Source organism: Actinoallomurus purpureus (genome assembly GCF_024055795.1).
GTDB lineage: Bacteria > Actinomycetota > Actinomycetes > Streptosporangiales > Streptosporangiaceae > Actinoallomurus > Actinoallomurus purpureus.
Genome location: NZ_JAMXMY010000005.1, coordinates 209,347 through 225,146, shown reverse-complemented (window position 1 = coordinate 225,146; position 15,800 = coordinate 209,347). Strand labels below are relative to the sequence as shown.

14 protein-coding genes are annotated in these 15,800 nt (G+C 70.7%); 5 read left to right on the top strand and 9 right to left on the bottom strand.

What is annotated here, in order from left to right; all coding sequences use genetic code 11:
- Window positions 1–77: 77 nt before the first annotated feature.
- Window positions 78–1,079, top strand: a complete 1,002-nt coding sequence (locus NE236_RS12485) for a hypothetical protein (RefSeq protein WP_252842076.1) — start codon at window positions 78–80, stop codon at window positions 1,077–1,079.
- Between the two features lie 298 nt (window positions 1,080–1,377).
- Window positions 1,378–2,487 (top strand): radical SAM protein, encoded by a 1,110-nt coding sequence (locus NE236_RS12480; RefSeq protein ID WP_252842075.1) that lies wholly within the window; start codon window positions 1,378–1,380, stop codon window positions 2,485–2,487.
- Between the two features lie 82 nt (window positions 2,488–2,569).
- Here the strand turns inward: NE236_RS12480 and NE236_RS12475 are convergent, their stop codons facing one another.
- The 5 genes from NE236_RS12475 to NE236_RS12455 form a co-directional block, all read right to left on the bottom strand.
- Window positions 2,570–3,424, bottom strand: coding sequence for an aldehyde dehydrogenase family protein (locus NE236_RS12475; protein WP_252842074.1), 855 nt, complete (start codon window positions 3,422–3,424; stop codon window positions 2,570–2,572).
- Window positions 3,421–4,845 (bottom strand): aldehyde dehydrogenase family protein, encoded by a 1,425-nt coding sequence (locus tag NE236_RS12470; protein WP_252842073.1) that lies wholly within the window; start codon window positions 4,843–4,845, stop codon window positions 3,421–3,423. The genes NE236_RS12475 and NE236_RS12470 overlap by 4 nt, the downstream gene beginning before the upstream one ends.
- A gap of 7 nt (window positions 4,846–4,852) precedes the next feature.
- A complete protein-coding gene (gene deoC, locus NE236_RS12465) occupies window positions 4,853–5,788 on the bottom strand; it encodes a deoxyribose-phosphate aldolase (protein WP_252842198.1) in 936 nt (311 codons plus the stop codon).
- 198 nt (window positions 5,789–5,986) lie between these two features.
- Complete coding sequence (locus tag NE236_RS12460) at window positions 5,987–7,183, bottom strand: MFS transporter (protein WP_252842072.1); 1,197 nt, start codon at window positions 7,181–7,183, stop codon at window positions 5,987–5,989.
- 407 nt (window positions 7,184–7,590) lie between these two features.
- Window positions 7,591–7,938 (bottom strand): hypothetical protein, encoded by a 348-nt coding sequence (locus tag NE236_RS12455; protein ID WP_252842071.1) that lies wholly within the window; start codon window positions 7,936–7,938, stop codon window positions 7,591–7,593.
- Between the two features lie 716 nt (window positions 7,939–8,654).
- Here NE236_RS12455 and NE236_RS12450 point away from each other — a divergent pair.
- A complete protein-coding gene (locus NE236_RS12450) occupies window positions 8,655–8,816 on the top strand; it encodes a hypothetical protein (RefSeq protein ID WP_252842070.1) in 162 nt (53 codons plus the stop codon).
- 113 nt (window positions 8,817–8,929) lie between these two features.
- Here the strand turns inward: NE236_RS12450 and NE236_RS12445 are convergent, their stop codons facing one another.
- On the bottom strand, window positions 8,930–9,574 hold the full coding sequence (locus NE236_RS12445; RefSeq protein WP_252842069.1) for a class I SAM-dependent methyltransferase: 645 nt from the start codon (window positions 9,572–9,574) through the stop codon (window positions 8,930–8,932).
- A gap of 188 nt (window positions 9,575–9,762) precedes the next feature.
- Between NE236_RS12445 and NE236_RS12440 the strand changes: the two genes are divergently transcribed.
- Entirely contained in the window at window positions 9,763–10,410 is a 648-nt protein-coding gene (locus tag NE236_RS12440; RefSeq protein WP_252842068.1) for an HD domain-containing protein, read from the top strand.
- A 225-nt stretch (window positions 10,411–10,635) separates the two neighbouring features.
- Here NE236_RS12440 and NE236_RS12435 read toward each other — a convergent pair whose 3' ends face one another.
- From NE236_RS12435 to NE236_RS12425, 3 genes are all read right to left on the bottom strand, one after another.
- The gene (locus NE236_RS12435; RefSeq protein ID WP_252842067.1) at window positions 10,636–11,034 is read right to left on the bottom strand and encodes an NUDIX hydrolase; all 399 of its coding nucleotides are present in this window, start codon (window positions 11,032–11,034) and stop codon (window positions 10,636–10,638) included.
- Window positions 11,035–11,471: 437 nt separating this feature from the next.
- Window positions 11,472–12,869 carry a uracil-xanthine permease family protein gene (locus NE236_RS12430; protein ID WP_252842066.1) on the bottom strand — a complete coding sequence of 466 codons (1,398 nt, stop codon included), beginning with the start codon at window positions 12,867–12,869 and terminating at the stop codon, window positions 11,472–11,474.
- A 96-nt stretch (window positions 12,870–12,965) separates the two neighbouring features.
- Window positions 12,966–14,702, bottom strand: a complete 1,737-nt coding sequence (locus tag NE236_RS12425; protein WP_252842065.1) for a PucR family transcriptional regulator — start codon at window positions 14,700–14,702, stop codon at window positions 12,966–12,968.
- A 183-nt stretch (window positions 14,703–14,885) separates the two neighbouring features.
- Here NE236_RS12425 and NE236_RS12420 point away from each other — a divergent pair, with 183 nt between their 5' ends.
- On the top strand, window positions 14,886–15,800 hold the full coding sequence (locus NE236_RS12420; protein ID WP_252842064.1) for an oxamate carbamoyltransferase subunit AllH family protein: 915 nt from the start codon (window positions 14,886–14,888) through the stop codon (window positions 15,798–15,800).

Genomic DNA, 15,800 nt, shown 5'->3' with positions numbered 1-15,800 from the left:
GCGCACGCCTGGCTCGACGGAACGGCACACTCAGAAATCCCTGGTGGAGACGTCCCGACCCGAGCAGGATGAAGCACATGGGGCACCCTGCGAACTTCATCCTGGTCGACGCCACAGGCCGGCGGCTGTACTACGACCACTGGGCCGCGGACACGATCGGCGACGTCCTGATCGCCGGCCCGCGGTCGGCGACCCGGTACGTCACCGCTCAGCGCGTCTGCGAGGAGCGGGATGACGAATGGCTGGAGGAGGCCTCGGCCGAAGGGGGCGCCACCATCGACCACCGTGCCCGCCGGCTCGTCTTCTTCGGCGATGACCTGATGCGGGAGATACCGGCCCGGCGCGCCTTCCTGCGGCTGCTCGCGCTGACCTGGCCGGGATGGGACGTCCGGTGGGCGTACGACGGCCTCGGCGACGTGGCCGACCACGCCGGCCTCGGCCGCGCGGCCGTCCGGCGCGATCTCGGTGGCGAACGCACCATGCCGGAGGGCCTGCTGCCCGGCGGCGAAGAGGACCGGGTCGCGCACCTGGTGACCCTCCGCGATGAGACCGGCGTCCTCACCGCCTATCCGTTCGCCCGTGCCGACGCGCACAGCGCCTGGCAGGGGCCGGAGCTCCTCCACCGGCTGCCCGAAGGCGGCCTGGCGCGGCTCAGGCTCCCCGCGGTGCCCGGAAGCGGCCTGCACGTGGACGTCCGTACGCGTACCGCCGACGTATGGACGGCCGCGGCCGTACCCGGTCTGCAGCCGGTCCTGGCGGAGCTGTGGCCGGGCTGGCGGGTGCGGTTCCGGGACGATCAGTACGAGGAGCAGATGCGCCGCTGCGCCGACGCGGTGACGTTCCCGCCGCTCGACCTGGTCGCCGGCCTCGACGAACTGCTGACGGCAATGGCGCGGCGCTGCGGCCACGATCCCGTGCCCGCCCTGCTCGAGCCGGCCGGCCGTCGCCCGGGCCACGTCGGCCCGAACCTGACGGTGGAGCTGAACCCCCTGTTCACCGCCCAGAGCCCGATCGATCCGACCCCCGCCGAATGGTCCGCGGTCCTTCAGGCCGCGACCGCGTTGCGCGGCGACCTCTGAGCCCGAGCCCCGGCCAGAACGGGACGCGGCGGGCCGGCCTCCGGGGTCCCATTCAGTCCCGTAGGCGAGGCCGTCCCGCCGACCCGTGCGCCCCTGCCGACAGGTGACCAACCCGCCGCTTCGCGGAGAGGCTTACACAACGCGGAGCTTACCCGGAACCGCTCCCAGGGCACGTGCGTCACACAAGTACAACAACTAAGAGCCGCCCGGCTCTCGGGTGTTGCGTCCCATTCAAGGGCGCACGGGAGCCGGGCTGACCACCCGGGACTTGCGTGCGCCACGGCATGAGGAGTCATGCATGTCCAAGGGGGAATCCCGCCATCCTCTGGCCCTGGCCGAAGAGGCCCTGCCGATCCGGTGGGTGTTCGACCCGGGCCTCCGGCCCAAGTTCCTGGACACGTGCGGTTTCACGTGCGTGTTCTGCCACAACGAGGGCACTCCGGTGACCTCTGACCAGGTTCCCGGAACGCCGATCACGGCAGGCCCGGGCAACCAGAGCCAGCGGGTGTCGATCTACGCGGAGAAGAACGGGGTGGACTTCCTCGCGGACCGCATGCGGCCCGACGAGGAGTTCGTGCGTGTGATCACGCTTCTCCGCGACAAGTGCGGTCTCACCGAGATGCACGGCACCGGTGGCGAACCGACGTTGCACCCTCAGCTCCACGAGCTGATCGCCCTCGCCAACGGCGCGGGCTACCGCAACATCGGCGTCACCAGCAACGGTGAGAACGGCGCGCTGGCCCTGCCGAAGGCCGCCCGCGCGGGCCTGCGGAAGGTGAACTTCTCCATATTCGGCACCACGGCGGAGGAACTGGCCGAGGTGCAGGCGGAGAAGTTCGGGCGCCTGAAGCTGGCCGAGAAGAAGATCGTCGCGCTGCAGCGGTCGATCGAGGCAGCCTTGGAGAGCGATCTCAAGGTCAGCGCGAACATCGTCGTGCCCGACGAGTCCCACATCGAGCGGGTACGGCATCTCATCGAGAAGTACGGGCGCCGGGTCGAGATCCGGCTCCTTCGCTCCATCGCCGAGCCGGCGAGCGCGAACGCGATCTGGACCCTCCTCGACTCGCTCGGGGCCACGCCCGTCGAGCGGGTCGACGCCTGGAACGTCTCGGGCGGGTACAAGGTCACGTACGCCCTGCCGGACGGCGGCACGGTGGGGCTCAAGCAGATCCGGCCGGTCTTCCTGCCGGAGACCTGTGGGAAGTGCCCGCTCGCGCCGTGGAACGGCGGCGGGTGCGACGAGGGCTACTACGGCCTTCGTCTGTACAAGGCCGTCGGCGGGCCGTACATGGTGGGCGTGTGCATCCAGCGGATGGACCTCACCATGACCGTCGACGAGTTCGTCGAGTCCGAGCTCTGCGCGGAGGTGATGCGGCGGGAACGCCGCCGCGCTGACACGCTGAGCTAGCCGAACCGATGGTGCCCGCAGCGCAGCCGCGCCGCGGGCACCATCTCCGTTTCACCGGCCGTACCGCCGAGATCCCGCGGGGTCAGACGCCGACGGGGTGCCAGACGGTCTTGGTCTCCAGGAACGCGGTCATCCGGGCCGTACCGGGATCGGCGGTCCAGTCGCCGGCGGCCGGGCGGCGCACCCGCTTGAGGTTGTCCGCCGCCGCCCGCGCGCAGTCGGCCGCTAGGTCGTCCGGCGCGCCGGCCAGGTCGATCGCGTTGACGTCCTGGTGGGAGGCGAGCCAGGGGGCCAGCTCGGCGCGGTGCCCGGTGAGAAGGTTGACGACGCCGCCCGGCACGTCGGAGGTGGCGAGGACCTCGGCGAGGGTGATCGCCGGGAGTGGTCCGGGCTCCGAGGCGACGACGACGGCCGTGTTACCGGTCACGATCACCGGCGCGATCACCGACACGAGCCCGAGCAGCGGCGAGTCCGGCGCGACGACCCCGACCACGCCGGTGGGCTCGGGCGTGGAGAAGTTGAAGAACGGTCCGGAGACGGCGTTGGCCGACCCCGTCACCTGGGCGATCTTGTCGGCCCACCCGGCGTACCAGACCCACCGGTCGATCGCGGCGTCCACCTCGGCGGCGGCCGCCGCCTTGCCGAGGCCGGTGTCCCGCAACTCCTCGACGAACTGGCCGCGGCGCCCCTCCAGCATCTCGGCGATCCGGTAGAGGATCTGCCCCCGGTTGTAGCCCGTGCGCGCCGCCCAGCCGGACTGGGCCTTGCGGGCGGCCACCACCGCGTCGCGGACATCCTTGCGCGAGGCGCGCGCGGCGTTGGCCAGGAGCCTTCCCTTGGCATCGTTCACGATCACGGTCCTGCCGGACTCCGAGCGGGGGAACGCGCCCCCGATGAACAGCTTGTAGGTCTTGCGAACACTCAATCGCTCGCTCATCGCAGGTATGCCTCCAGTCCGTGCCGTCCGCCCTCGCGCCCGAAACCGGACTCCTTGTACCCGCCGAACGGGGAGGCGGGGTCGAACTTGTTGAAGGTGTTCGCCCAGACCACGCCCGCCCGCAGCCGCTCGGCCATCCACAGGATCCGCGATCCCTTGTCGGTCCAGATCCCCGCCGACAGTCCGTACGGGGTGTTGTTGGCCTTCTCGATCGCCTCGGCCGGTGTACGGAACGTCAGCGCCGACAGGACCGGCCCGAAGATCTCCTCGCGGGCGATCCGGTGCGAGGCCGCCACCCCGGTGAACACGGTCGGCGGGAACCAGAACCCGCGCTCCGGCAGCTCGCACGCGGGCGCCCAGCGGGTCGCCCCCTCGGCCTCGCCGCTGTCGGACAGTTCGCGGATCTTCGACAGCTGCGCGGCGGAGTTGATCGCGCCGACGTCGGTGTTCTTGTCGAGGGGGTCGCCGACGCGCAGCGTCGCCATCCGCGCCTTCAGCCGGTCGAGGAGCTCCTCGGCGACCGACTCCTGGACCAGCAGCCGCGACCCCGCGCAGCAGACGTGACCCTGGTTGAAGAAGATCCCGTTGACGATGCCCTCGACGGCCTGGTCCAGCGGCGCGTCGTCGAACACGATGTTGGCGGCCTTGCCGCCCAGCTCCAGGGTGAGCCTCTTGTCCGTGCCGGCGACCGAGCGGGCGATCTGCCGTCCCACCTCGGTGGAGCCGGTGAAGGCCACCTTGTCGATCCCCGGGTGCTCGACCAGCGCGCGGCCGGTCTCGCCGGCACCGGTCACGATGTTCACGACGCCGGGCGGCAGCTCGGCCTGCGCGCAGATCTCGGCGAACGCGAGCGCGGTCAGCGGCGTCGTCTCCGCGGGCTTCAGGACGACGGTGTTGCCGCATGCCAGGGCGGGCGCGATCTTCCACGCGAGCATCAGCAGCGGGAAGTTCCACGGGATGACCTGCCCGGCGACGCCCAGCGGCCGCGGGTCGGCGCCGAACCCGGCGTACGCCAGCTTGTCGGCCCAGCCCGCGTAGTAGAAGAAGTGCGCGGCGACCAGCGGCAGGTCGACGTCCCGCGACTCACGGATCGGCTTGCCGTTGTCGATCGACTCCAGCACCGCCAGCTCACGCGAGCGCTCCTGGATCAGCCGTGCGATCCGGAACAGGTACTTCGCCCGCTCCGTCCCCGGCATCGGCCCCCACACCGCGTCGTACGCGCGACGGGCGGCCGCGACCGCGCGGTCCACGTCGTCGGCGCTCGCCTCGGCGACCTCGGCCAGGACCTCCTCGGTCGCCGGATTGATCGTCTTGAAGGACCTCTTCGCCTCGACGAACTCGCCGTCGACGAACAGGCCGTACGACGGCTTGATGTCGACGATGGCCCGTGACTCCGGCGCGGGGGCGTACTCGAAACTCATCTCTGCCTCAGTCAAGGGTGAAGTAGTCGGGGCCGCCGTACACGCCGGTCGTGAGCTTGCGGCGCTGCATCAGCAGGTCGTTGAGCAGGCTGGACGCGCCGAGCCGGAACCAGTCGGGGCTCAGCCAGTCTGGCCCCGCCGTCTCGTTCACGAGCACGAGGTACTTGATCGCGTCCTTGGTCGTACGGATGCCGCCCGCCGGCTTCACGCCGATCTGACGGCCGGTCCGCGCCCGGAAATCGCGCACGGCCTCCAGCATCACCAGCGTCACCGGCAACGTCGCGGCCGGACTCACCTTGCCCGTGCTCGTCTTGATGAAGTCCGCGCCGGCCAGCATCGCCAGCCACGACGCCCGCCGTACGTTGTCGTAGGTGACCAGCTCGCCGGTCTCCAGGATCACCTTCAGGTGCACGTCGCCGCACTCGGCCTTGATCGCGACGATCTCGTCGTAGACCTTCTGGTAGTCGCCTGCCAGGAACGCGCCCCGGTCGATCACCATGTCGATCTCGGAGGCGCCGTCGTCGATCGCCCGGCGGGTGTCGGCGAGCTTGGCGTCGAGTGGTGCCCGCCCCGACGGGAACGCCGTCGCGACGCTCGCGACGCCGACCCCCGTGCCCTTGAGAGCACCGGCCGCCTCGCCGACGAGGTCGGAGTAGACGCAGACGGCCGCGACCTTAGGCACACTCGCGTCGGCCGGATCCGGGTGAGCCGCCTTGGCGCACAGCGCCCGCACCTTGCCCGGGGTGTCCGCGCCCTCCAGCGTCGTCAGGTCCACCATCGAGATCGCCAGGTCGATCGCGTACGCCTTCGCCGACGTCTTGATCGAACGGGTCGCCAGCCGCGCGGCCCGCTCCTCCGCCCCCACCTGGTCCACCGGCGGCAGACCGCGTAGGAAGCCGCGGAGCTCGGCCGGCGAGATGGCCGCCTCCGCGAAGGTCGACAGGTCAGGCACGTCTCCCCCAGTGTTCGAGTGTCCGGTCGAGGATAAGCGCCGCCGCCGGAAGCATGACCATCCGGGAGGAGCTGGATCCCCCACGATTCAACAGCGTGCGCGGAACGGACGGCAACAGCGCCGCGACGAACCCGTCGGCGCCTGGAGTCGTCCCGTGTTGGCTCACCTGGCCGGAGGCGAACCGAGCAGTCAGCGCGTTGCCATGCCGGCGTCGACTTCGGCGAGAACCTCGGGGGTGAACGTGCGCAGGAACGGGATGATGACCGTTGCGGCGGCCACGGCGAAGACGCCGAACGCCAACCGATACCCGAGCCACTGCGCGAGCGCGCCCGCCAGCGGAGCACCCAGCGCGATAGGGCCCCAACTGGACAGCCGAGCGGCCGAGTTGTAGCGGCCCATCATCTCCGCGCTGACCAGCATTTGGCTGATGCCGCGGGAGTTGACGACCCACAGGGTGCCACCCATGCCTCCGAGGAAGGCCCCGGCGTCGGCGGCCCAGACGTTCGCGGTCACCGCCGGAACAGCCACCATCGAGCAGGTCAGGAAGATGTTCGCGAACATCACCCAGCGGCGCCCGAACAGCCGGTTCGCGGTGCCCACGCCCAGGGTCCCGACGATTCCGCCCAGGCCGAGCGCGCCGACGAGCGCGCCGTAGCCGGTCGGGCTCAAGCCCCACTTTTCCGTCGCGACCAGCGGCATGAGGGCCAACCAGGCGGCCCAGCAGGTGACGAGCACGGAGACCGAGAGCGACAGCAACCGCAGCAGCCGCTGATGCCACAAGAACCGCAGCCCCTCACCGACCTGCCTGTTCACCGAAGGAATGGGCCCGGCGGCACGCACAACCTTGAACCGGCCCACCAGCAGGGGCAGAACGGCCATGGCGATCAGGTAGCCGCCGGTCGAGGCGCCGAGCGCGATCGACGCGCTCGCCGCGACCAGCAGGCCGCCCAGGAACGGGCCGACGAACTCGTTGCAGAGGGTCTCCGCCCCGACCACCCAGGCATTGACGCGTTGCCGGTGAATCGGTGCCACGGCGTCGGGGACCATCGCGGCCCCCGATGTCGAGGCGATCACCTCGGCGACGCCAAGGACCACGGCTCCCCCGTAGAGCATCGGCAGCCCGACCACATGCGTCGCGAGCCCCATCGACAAGCTGAGGACCGCGGCGATCCGTATGCCGTTCGCCAGCCACAGCAGCCTGCGCCGATCGGCGCGGTCGACCAACACTCCCACGTGCAGGGCGACCAGCAGCCATGGCAATGAGAAGGCCAGCAGCACACCGGACACCAGCGCCGGTGACGTGGTCAACGATGTCGCCACCAGCGGAAGCGCGACCTTGGTGACACCGTCGGTCAGATTCGTGACCGCAGTGAACACCACCAGCACCCAACTGTTGCGCCGGCTTGGATCCGCTGCACGCCCACTCTCGGACATCCCGCCCGTGGAAACTGTTGTCGTGGGTTCCACGAGGGGCCCTCCCAATTCGCTCTGATCCGATACGTCAGCGGAGGACCCCGCCGGGGTGGTGATGCCGCCCGGTCGCCCGTGACCTGACGATCACCGGCGGCGCCGATGAACGCGGTGATCCCAGCGGCCTGGATCCGCCGACCGCGCCATGGCGGCTGGTACGAGGCCGTGATCATCTCCGCGTCGTGACTATAAACGCAACTAGCACGCAGTTGCAATGAACTCGCAACTGGGTCCCGTACGCGGAGTGGACACTCACAGCCACGTGATCAGCGAGCGGCCCGTTGAGGCGGGCACTGTCCCCTATGAGCAGTGACCGCCAGGGATCAGGATGTGGTCGAGCCTCGGACGGTGCATATCGCTGCACGCTCACCGCCGAGGAAACCGAACTCCGTGAGCAGCCAGCCCGGCCAGAGGATGTCGATAACCCGCAGACTGCCTGTCTCGTCATCGACGATGAAAGTCAACATTCCTTGGCCGTCATCGCCGAAGAACGTTTGTCTGACCGCCGACTGGCCTGGACGCTCTGCAACCGCATTCCAGGGTTCTTCCAGGAGATCGAGGAGACGCTGCAATAAAGGGCCATTCCGCACCTGCTCAGGAAGCCCGTTCAGCTCATACAGTGCACGTCCGTGAAAGCCATCGAACTTGTAGCTCAGACGAGGCCTTCCCACTCCGGGGGACCGTACCGAACGAACGCCTCCGAACACCCCTGGAGAGCATCCTGAACGGCCTCTTCGTATCCCGGCCGCGCGTAAGCGATCGCTCGCGGGCGCCACTGTCCGAGCAAGGTCTGCACCTGCTTGAACCGCGCAAGATCGTGCGCTCGGAGTCAATGCCTTTCGGCGGCATCGAATACCTACCAGCCGAGATTGTGCGATGAGTACGCTCGCTGCGCTTCGTCAATGCGCTCGTGAGGGAGATCTGTGATCGCTCGTCTTGGGGCAGCGGGCATTTGTCTGCTCGCCGCGGCCGGCTGCGCGGAGGGCCGGAGCGAGCCGGCCCTGCCTCCGAGAGCAGCGGCGCCGCCCAGCGCTTCTCCTTCGTCCGGGACCCCGGATCTGCATGACGCGGCTCGCCGATGGTGGCAGCGAGCCGCGACGATATCGTCGGACGACTTCTTCGACCCGAAACGGTGCGGTCTGAAACAGCCGGCCGACATCTGGCTACTCGCCGGAGGCGGCACCCTCGAAAGCCCCCACCTTCGCTGTGCCGTTCCCGCGCGTCGCCTCATCCTCGCCCCGGTGCTGGCCGCCCACTACCCCGTGAAGTCGCCGGCTCCGTCGACGTCCCAGCCCCCGTTCACCCTGGCCCGATAGACGTACGCCTCGACGGCAGGCCACTGACCCCGATCGAGGTCGCCAACGACTCGCCGTACCGCATCCACCGAGTGCGGGGATCGGTGCTCGTCTTCGACGACGAACCCCTGATCACTGACCACGGATACTGGGTGCTCATTCCGGGGCTCACCCTCGGCGAGCATCGGCTGACCATCCGCACCCCGGCGTGGCGACAGCGACCCTCCGTGGACTGGACACTCACCGCCACCTGAGTCATCCGCACGGCCGATCGGCACGCGGCATCGGCCGGCGGCGGCGGCGGCGGCGGCGGCCCAATCGTCCCGTCGCGGACCGAGGGTTCCAAGACCGCCTCGATCCGTGACCGTCAGCCTTTCGCCAGCAGGAGCTGGGTACCGACGATCGGGTTGCCGTTCATCGTCCGTATGAGCACCTGCCGGTCCGCGACACGTTCGAACCCCGCGAACAGCTCTCCGAACCAGTCCGGGCTGTGGTGGCGGCAGACGGCGCCGTCACCCGTCTCGAAGATCCCGTACGTGCCGTACTTCGCGGCGAACTCGTCATAGCGGGCAACGTTGCGCTCGTCCTGTTGCAGGCACAGGTCGCTCACGTAGAGAAGGCCGCCCGGCCGCAGGACACGGCGGAGCTCCGCGACCAGCGCCCGCTGTCCGTCGTCGGTGGGCACGCAGGTCAGCAGCGCGAACAGCAGCACCGCGTCGACGCTGCCGTCACCGTCCTCCAGCCGGGGAGGATCGTCCAGCACCGCGAACCGGGCGCCCGGATGCTCCTCGCGGGCCCGCGCGATGAGATTGGGGGCGACGTCCACGCCTTCGACGTTCCCGAACCCCCACTCGGCGAGCAGCCCCGTCAGCCGCCCGTAGCCACATCCGTAGTCGAGGACGCGCGCCTCCGGGCCGATCCGGTCCAACCAGGACCGCTCGACCGGATGCCCGAACGTCTTGGTCGCACCCGCGGAATCCCAGTACGCGGCCTGGTTAGCAAGATCCACCACGCGTCCAGCTTCCCACGTCCGCCCAGAGATGGGGGCATCCGGCACTCAGGCGAACCGGATGTTCGGTCCCAACGGCATGCCGGATTTGTGAGTGATTTGGCCGTACGGACGTGGTGACAAGAACGTCCGGACATCCACTGTGGAAGGGCAGGCGGCCGGACCTACGGACTCACACCGGGAGATGTTCGATGGCGGTTTCCGATCAGTCCCTGGCGGGTGTCGCCATACCGGATACGAAGCTCGCCACCGAGGCGACCGAGCTCATCCGGGACACCACGGACGAGCTGATCTACCATCACTCGCGCCGTGTCTACTGGTTCGGCAGTCTCCAGGGGCGCGTTCGCGGCCTGAGCTGGGATCCGGAGTTGCTCTACGTCGGCGCGATGTTCCACGACGTGGGCCTGGGAGAGGCGCATCGCGGGAGCGGCCGCCGGTTCGAGGTGGACAGCGCCGACGAGGCGCGCCGCTTCCTGCAGCGCCATGGTGTGCCCGAGGACAGCATCCGGCGGGTCTGGACGGCCATCGCCCTGCACACCACGCCCGGCATCCCCGAGTACATGGAGCCAGAGGTCGCCCTGGTCACCGCCGGGGTGGAGTACGACGTGCTGGGCATCGGCTACGAGGCCATCAGCGACGCCGACCGGGAGGCGATCGTCGCGCTGCACCCGAGGCCGGATTTCAAGCACCGCATCCTGAACGCCTTCACCGAGGGCATCGCACCGAAGCCCGAGACAACGTTCGGCAACGTCAAGGCCGACGTCCTCGCCCGCTACGTCCCGGGATTCACCCGAGGCGACTTCGTGACGACCATCCTGGAGTCCCGCTGGCCCGAGTAGGGAGACGGAGGGAGTCTGTGCCGCGGACGGCGACCGGCCGACGTGCCATCGCGTTCCGGGCCGTCTACCCAGGCGATAATTTTCCGCTGAGACGAAACGGCGTGGAAACGGCCGGACGCGGGGCCAGGAAAATGCGCCGCTCCCCCGATCCTCGGAGGTCACTGCGCTCAGTGGACGCTCACCGCCACCTGACGCATGCGCGAGGCCGGTCGAAGCGACGGTCTGTCAGGACAGGTGCCCGGACGCTCGTAGAGCGTCGAAGATGAGCTTGTCCACCGGGGAGACGCGGTCGCGGTCGGCGTAGGACAGCCAGACCACCTCTTCGATCTCGCTGCTGGGCGTGATGGTTCCCAGGTAGTCGCCCGTATAGCAGGTCATCCTGACCTTCACGCCGTCCGGATGACCGTGCGCCTGCGCCTCGTACGTGCCGAGATGGGCGACGGTCTCGGGGACGATCGCGACGGTGAGTTCCTCCTCGACCTCCCGGGCCAGGGTCTGCGCGTCGCTCTCCCCCGCCTCGCGTTTGCCACCGGGGAGGTAGTACGCGTCTTTCCCCCGCGAGCGCGTGCTGAGGACCCTGCCGTCCTCGACCCGAATCCACGCCACCTTGTCGATGAACGACATCGCCTCTGCTCCGATCCCTGCACGGCCCTCGATTCCGCCGCACCCTACCGAGACCGGGTCAGCTCCCGATACCGACTCCTTGCCGCCGGCGTGGCCGGTCGGTTGCCGGAATTGCCGGGATTTGTGCGTCAACAGTGGCGGCAAAGCCCGGCGTCACCGGGTTCAAGCGCGTCGAACCAGGCCGCTCTGTGGCCTGGTGTGCCGAAAGCTCGGCGAACGCCTCGCGGTCCGTCCCGTTAAGGGGACACCGCGGGGCAATCCGGCTCGCCACAAGGGTGTTCTCCGAGACCTTTGCACGGTGGCCGTGGCGAGGACGGGGCGGCATCCGGAGGGATCGCCGGGCTCCTTGTCGTTCGCGGCGCCGGAGGCCGGCTATCGCCGGCACTCCCTGGTCTGAACGCCGGCCGGGGACGAGGCCCCGGCCGGTGGCCGGGCCGTTACTCCGGGTCGCCGGGGCGGCGGGCGGGGGCGCCGGGGATGGCGTCGCGCTCGCCGGGGGCGATGACGCCGGCGCCGGTGTCACGCGGGGTGCGCTGGACGGCGTTGAGGACGTGGTAGCCGAGCAGGACGGCGATGGTGCCGAGGGCGATGCCCTGCAGCGGGAAGTCCTTGGTGATCTTGAGGGTGACGTTGCCGATGGCCAGGATGAGGCCCGCCGCCACCGGGACGAGGTTGACCGGGTCGCCGAAGTCGACGCGGTTCTCGATCCAGATCTTCGCGCCGAGCAGGCCGATCATGCCGTACAGCACGACCGTGATGCCGCCGAGGACCCCGCCGGGGGTCGATGCGACCAGCGCGCCGAATTTGGGGCACAGGCCGACGAGGATCGCGACGATCGCGGCGACGTAGTAGGCGGCCGTCGAGTAGATCCTGGTGGCGGCCATGACGCCGATGTTCTCGGCGTACGTGGTGGTCGGCGCGCCGCCGACCGCGGCCGCCAGGACGGTGCCGAGGCCGTCGGCGGCGATGGCGCGGCCGACGTACGGGTCGAGGTCCGCGCCGGTCATCGCGGCGACCGCCTTGACGTGCCCGGTGTTCTCCGCGATCAGGGCGATGACCGGGGGCAGGGTGACGAGGATGGCCGAGGTCTTGAAGTCCGGGGCGTGGAAGTGCGGCAGGCCGAACCAGTCCGCCGCCTTGACGTGGCTCAGGTCGACGCGGAAGTGGGAGCTGACCTTTCCGGTGCCGTCCGGCGCGGTGATCCGGCCGGCGGTCCTGTCGAGGATCCACGACAGCAGGAAGCCGAAGATCAGCCCGAGCAGCACCGCGATCCGCGACCAGAAGCCGCGGAGCACCACGGCGCACAGCACCACGACGGCGAGGGTGGCGAGCGCGACCCACTGGTCCTGCGGCCAGTAGACGTCGGCGACGACCGGCGCGAGGTTGAAGCCGATCAGCATGACGACCGCGCCGGTGACGACGGGCGGGAAGATCCGGTGGATGATCCCGGCGCCCAGAACGTGGATGACCAGGCCGACGACGGCCAGCACGGCGCCGGCGACGAGGATCGCGCCGGTCACGTTCGCGGTGGTACCGCCCGCCGCGCGGATGGAGGCGACGGCGCCGACGAAGGACGCGCTGGTGCCGAGATAGCTCGGCACCCTCCCGGCGGTGATCAGCAGGAACATGATCGTGGCGATGCCCGACATCATGATCGCGAGGTTCGGGTCGAGCCCCATCACGACCGGGAACACGAAGGTCGCGCCGAACATGGCGATCACGTGCTGGGCGCCGATGCCGACGGTGCGTCCCCACGACAGGCGCTCGTCCGGCGCGACCACCTCGCCCGGCGGGGGTGTACGCCCGTCGCCGTGCAGTTTCCAGCCGATCGCCATGGAGTCCTCCCGGGGATGTCGCCGCGGGCATGGCGGAACCGCCCGCCCACACAGTGGAGCGAACGCCTGCCCGGCCCGCGCGCGGGCGGTCGGGCCTCAGATCCCCCGCATGCGCAGGACGTGCAGCGCGAGGGTGAGGTTGAGGCGGAGATGGGCGTCGTCGGTGAACGGGCCCAGCAGGCGCTCCAGTTTACCGATGCGGTAACGGAGCGTGTTGTAGTGGAAGTGCAGCCGGCGGGCGGTCTCGGCGACGTTGAGGTTGGTCTCCAGGAGTACCTGCAGCGTACGGCGCAGGTCGACCGCCTCGGGGTCCTGGTCGCCGGCGAGCTCGCCGAGGGTCTCCTGGACGAAGGCGTGCAGCTCGGACGTGTTCTCGACCAGGCTGAGCAGCCGGAAGACGCCGAGCTCGTCGAAGTGCACGATGGCCCCGTCGCCGTGCATCTGCCGCCCCACCCGTACCGCCGTGATGGCCTGGTCGTACGTGGACGGCAGGTCGCCGGGCTGCTGCGCGACGCGGCTCACCCCGGTGGAGAACGTGCGCTCCTGGTCGGCGAAGACCGCGGCGGCGTCCTTGGCCAGCGCCTGGACGTCGCAGGCGTCGGCGGCGACGACCGCGACGACCTCACTGGAGAACCCGGCGACCGCGCCCTCGCGGTCGCGGCGCCGGACCGCCGAGGTCCACGCGGCGACCAGGCGGTCCTGGACGACGCGTTCCTCCGGGCCGCGCGCCGGTCCGCGGTCGAGTTCGGCGACGACGACGGCGGCGGGACGGCCCAGGTCCCAGCCGAAGCTCGCGCTGTGGGCGATGACGCGCTCGTCGGCGCCTGAGCGCCCGGTGAGCACGTCGCGCAGGAAGTCGGCGCGGTACTTGCTCTCCACGGCGGACACGGCCTGCTGCTTGGTGATGATGAGGGCCACGACCGTGGCCGCGCGTTCGAGGATGCCGAGGTCGGGCGCTGACACGCCGATCGCCGCCATCCGTCCGTAGGTGAACCCCCCGGCCACGATGGGGACGACGATGTGCCCGCCGAACTCGGCGGTCCCGGGGTCGTCGCAGGCCACCGGTCCCGCGGAGGGCACCGGGCGGCCGAGTCCGGGCCGGTCGCCCGCGGGGGCGGCGGGCCAGACGGGCGGGAGGACGTCCGGGGGCGACGCCTCGTCGGCCGCGGCCGGCCGGGGGTCCGACAGTACGGCCCGCAGCCGGGTCGGGAGCGCCTCGTCGCCGGAGGCCGCGAGCCGGCGGCCGTCACCGTCCAGGACGGCCACGGCGGCGTCCAGGAGCGTGGCGACCTCGTCGGTGACCTCCTGCAGGCCACCGCCGCAGAGCACGATCTGCACGAGGGCCCGGTGCACCTCCTCCCCGCGCGCCAGGACCGCCGCCTGGCGGTTGAGGATGTCGGTGAGCACCTGGTTGAGGATGTCGTCGAACCCGACGTCCTCGGGTAGCACGATGAGCGGGAGGCCGAGCCCGTCGGCCTGCTCGATCATCTCGGCCGGCAGGCGGTCGAGGTAGCGGCCGGGCTTGACCGCGAGGGCCGCGAGACCGCACGCGTCGAGGTCGGCGACCAGGTGACCGAGGGATTCGGGGGTGTGGCGCAGCGGATAGCCGGTGGTCAGGAGGAGTTCGTTCGGCTTGACCCAGGCGAGGACGTCCGGGACCTCCATGACGTTGAGGCGCTGCACGACGCGGCCGAGGCCACCGGCCCCGGCGATGAGCCGGGCGCCCGCGAGAGTAGACAGGCCCAGAACCTCCCCGACGGGCAGTCCGTACGTCAGGGTGCCGGTGCTGGCGAGACGCAGATTCGGAGGACGAGGTCCGGAAAAAGACGACATGGCCGCCCCATCTGCCGTAGTTACCCCCCGGTACCGATCACACGATGACGAGAAACACGAACGATGGCAACCATCCTTGGCAGAATTATCCATACGGCCACGGCCCACACCGGTTTACGTTCACGACCGTGACCGGCCCCGACGAGGCGGGCGATCCGACCCATCGCACGGCGGGAGGTCCGGATGAAGGCGTCCACCGGCGCCGGGCGGCGACGCGGCCCGCGCGCCGCCCCGGCCCTGAACCTGCCGGGCGCCGCCAGCCTCGGTGTCCGTGCCGTGCTCGGCGGTCCCCGGCGCGCCGCCCGCGTGGTCGCGGTGTTCCCCTCGACGGCCTACCTGAGAGTCGGCGGGCCCGCCGAGCCGATCATCGTCGCGCTGGTCGCCAAGGACGCCGTCCGGCCGCCGAACGCCGTCGTGCTGGCCGTGTCGGCGCGGCAGGAGCCGTTCCGTGGCGTGTGCGAGGGGGACGTCGCGTTCGTCGGAGACGGCGGCGTGGACGTCGCCACCCGGCTCCGGGTGCGGATACGCCGATGGTGGGACCCGACCCCGGTACTCGGGCCGCTCTCGCTGGCCCGGCTCGCGCACGGGGCCGGCGCGCTGGGCGAACTGGCCGGTCCCTGGGGGCTGAGCGGGCACCCGGTGCCGGGCGTCCTCGCCGACAGCTGCGCGGCGGGCGACCTCGCCCACGCCGTCGACGCCGCGGAGCGGATCGTCGGGCTGGGCCCGGGCCTGACGCCGAGCGGCGACGACGCGCTGGCGGGCCTCCTGCTCGCCCTGCGCCTGCTGGGGGGTGCGGTCCCCGGCGGAGGCCGGGCCGTCTGGCTGGCCGACTGGATCGGCGCCGCCGTCACCGCGTACGCGTGCGAGCGCACGACCGCCCTGGCGGCGACCCTGCTGCAGTGCGCCGCGCGCGGGCAGGCGAGCGTGGAGGCCGCCGCCGTCCTGCGCGGCATCGCCGGGCAGGAGCCCCTCGAGCCCGCCGCGCACCGCCTCATCGACATCGGGCACACCTCCGGCGCCGACGTCGCGTGGGGCCTGCTCACCGGCTGCCGCGCCGCCCTGGCGCTCAGCGCCCCGCAGCCGGGTTCCGGCCGCTGA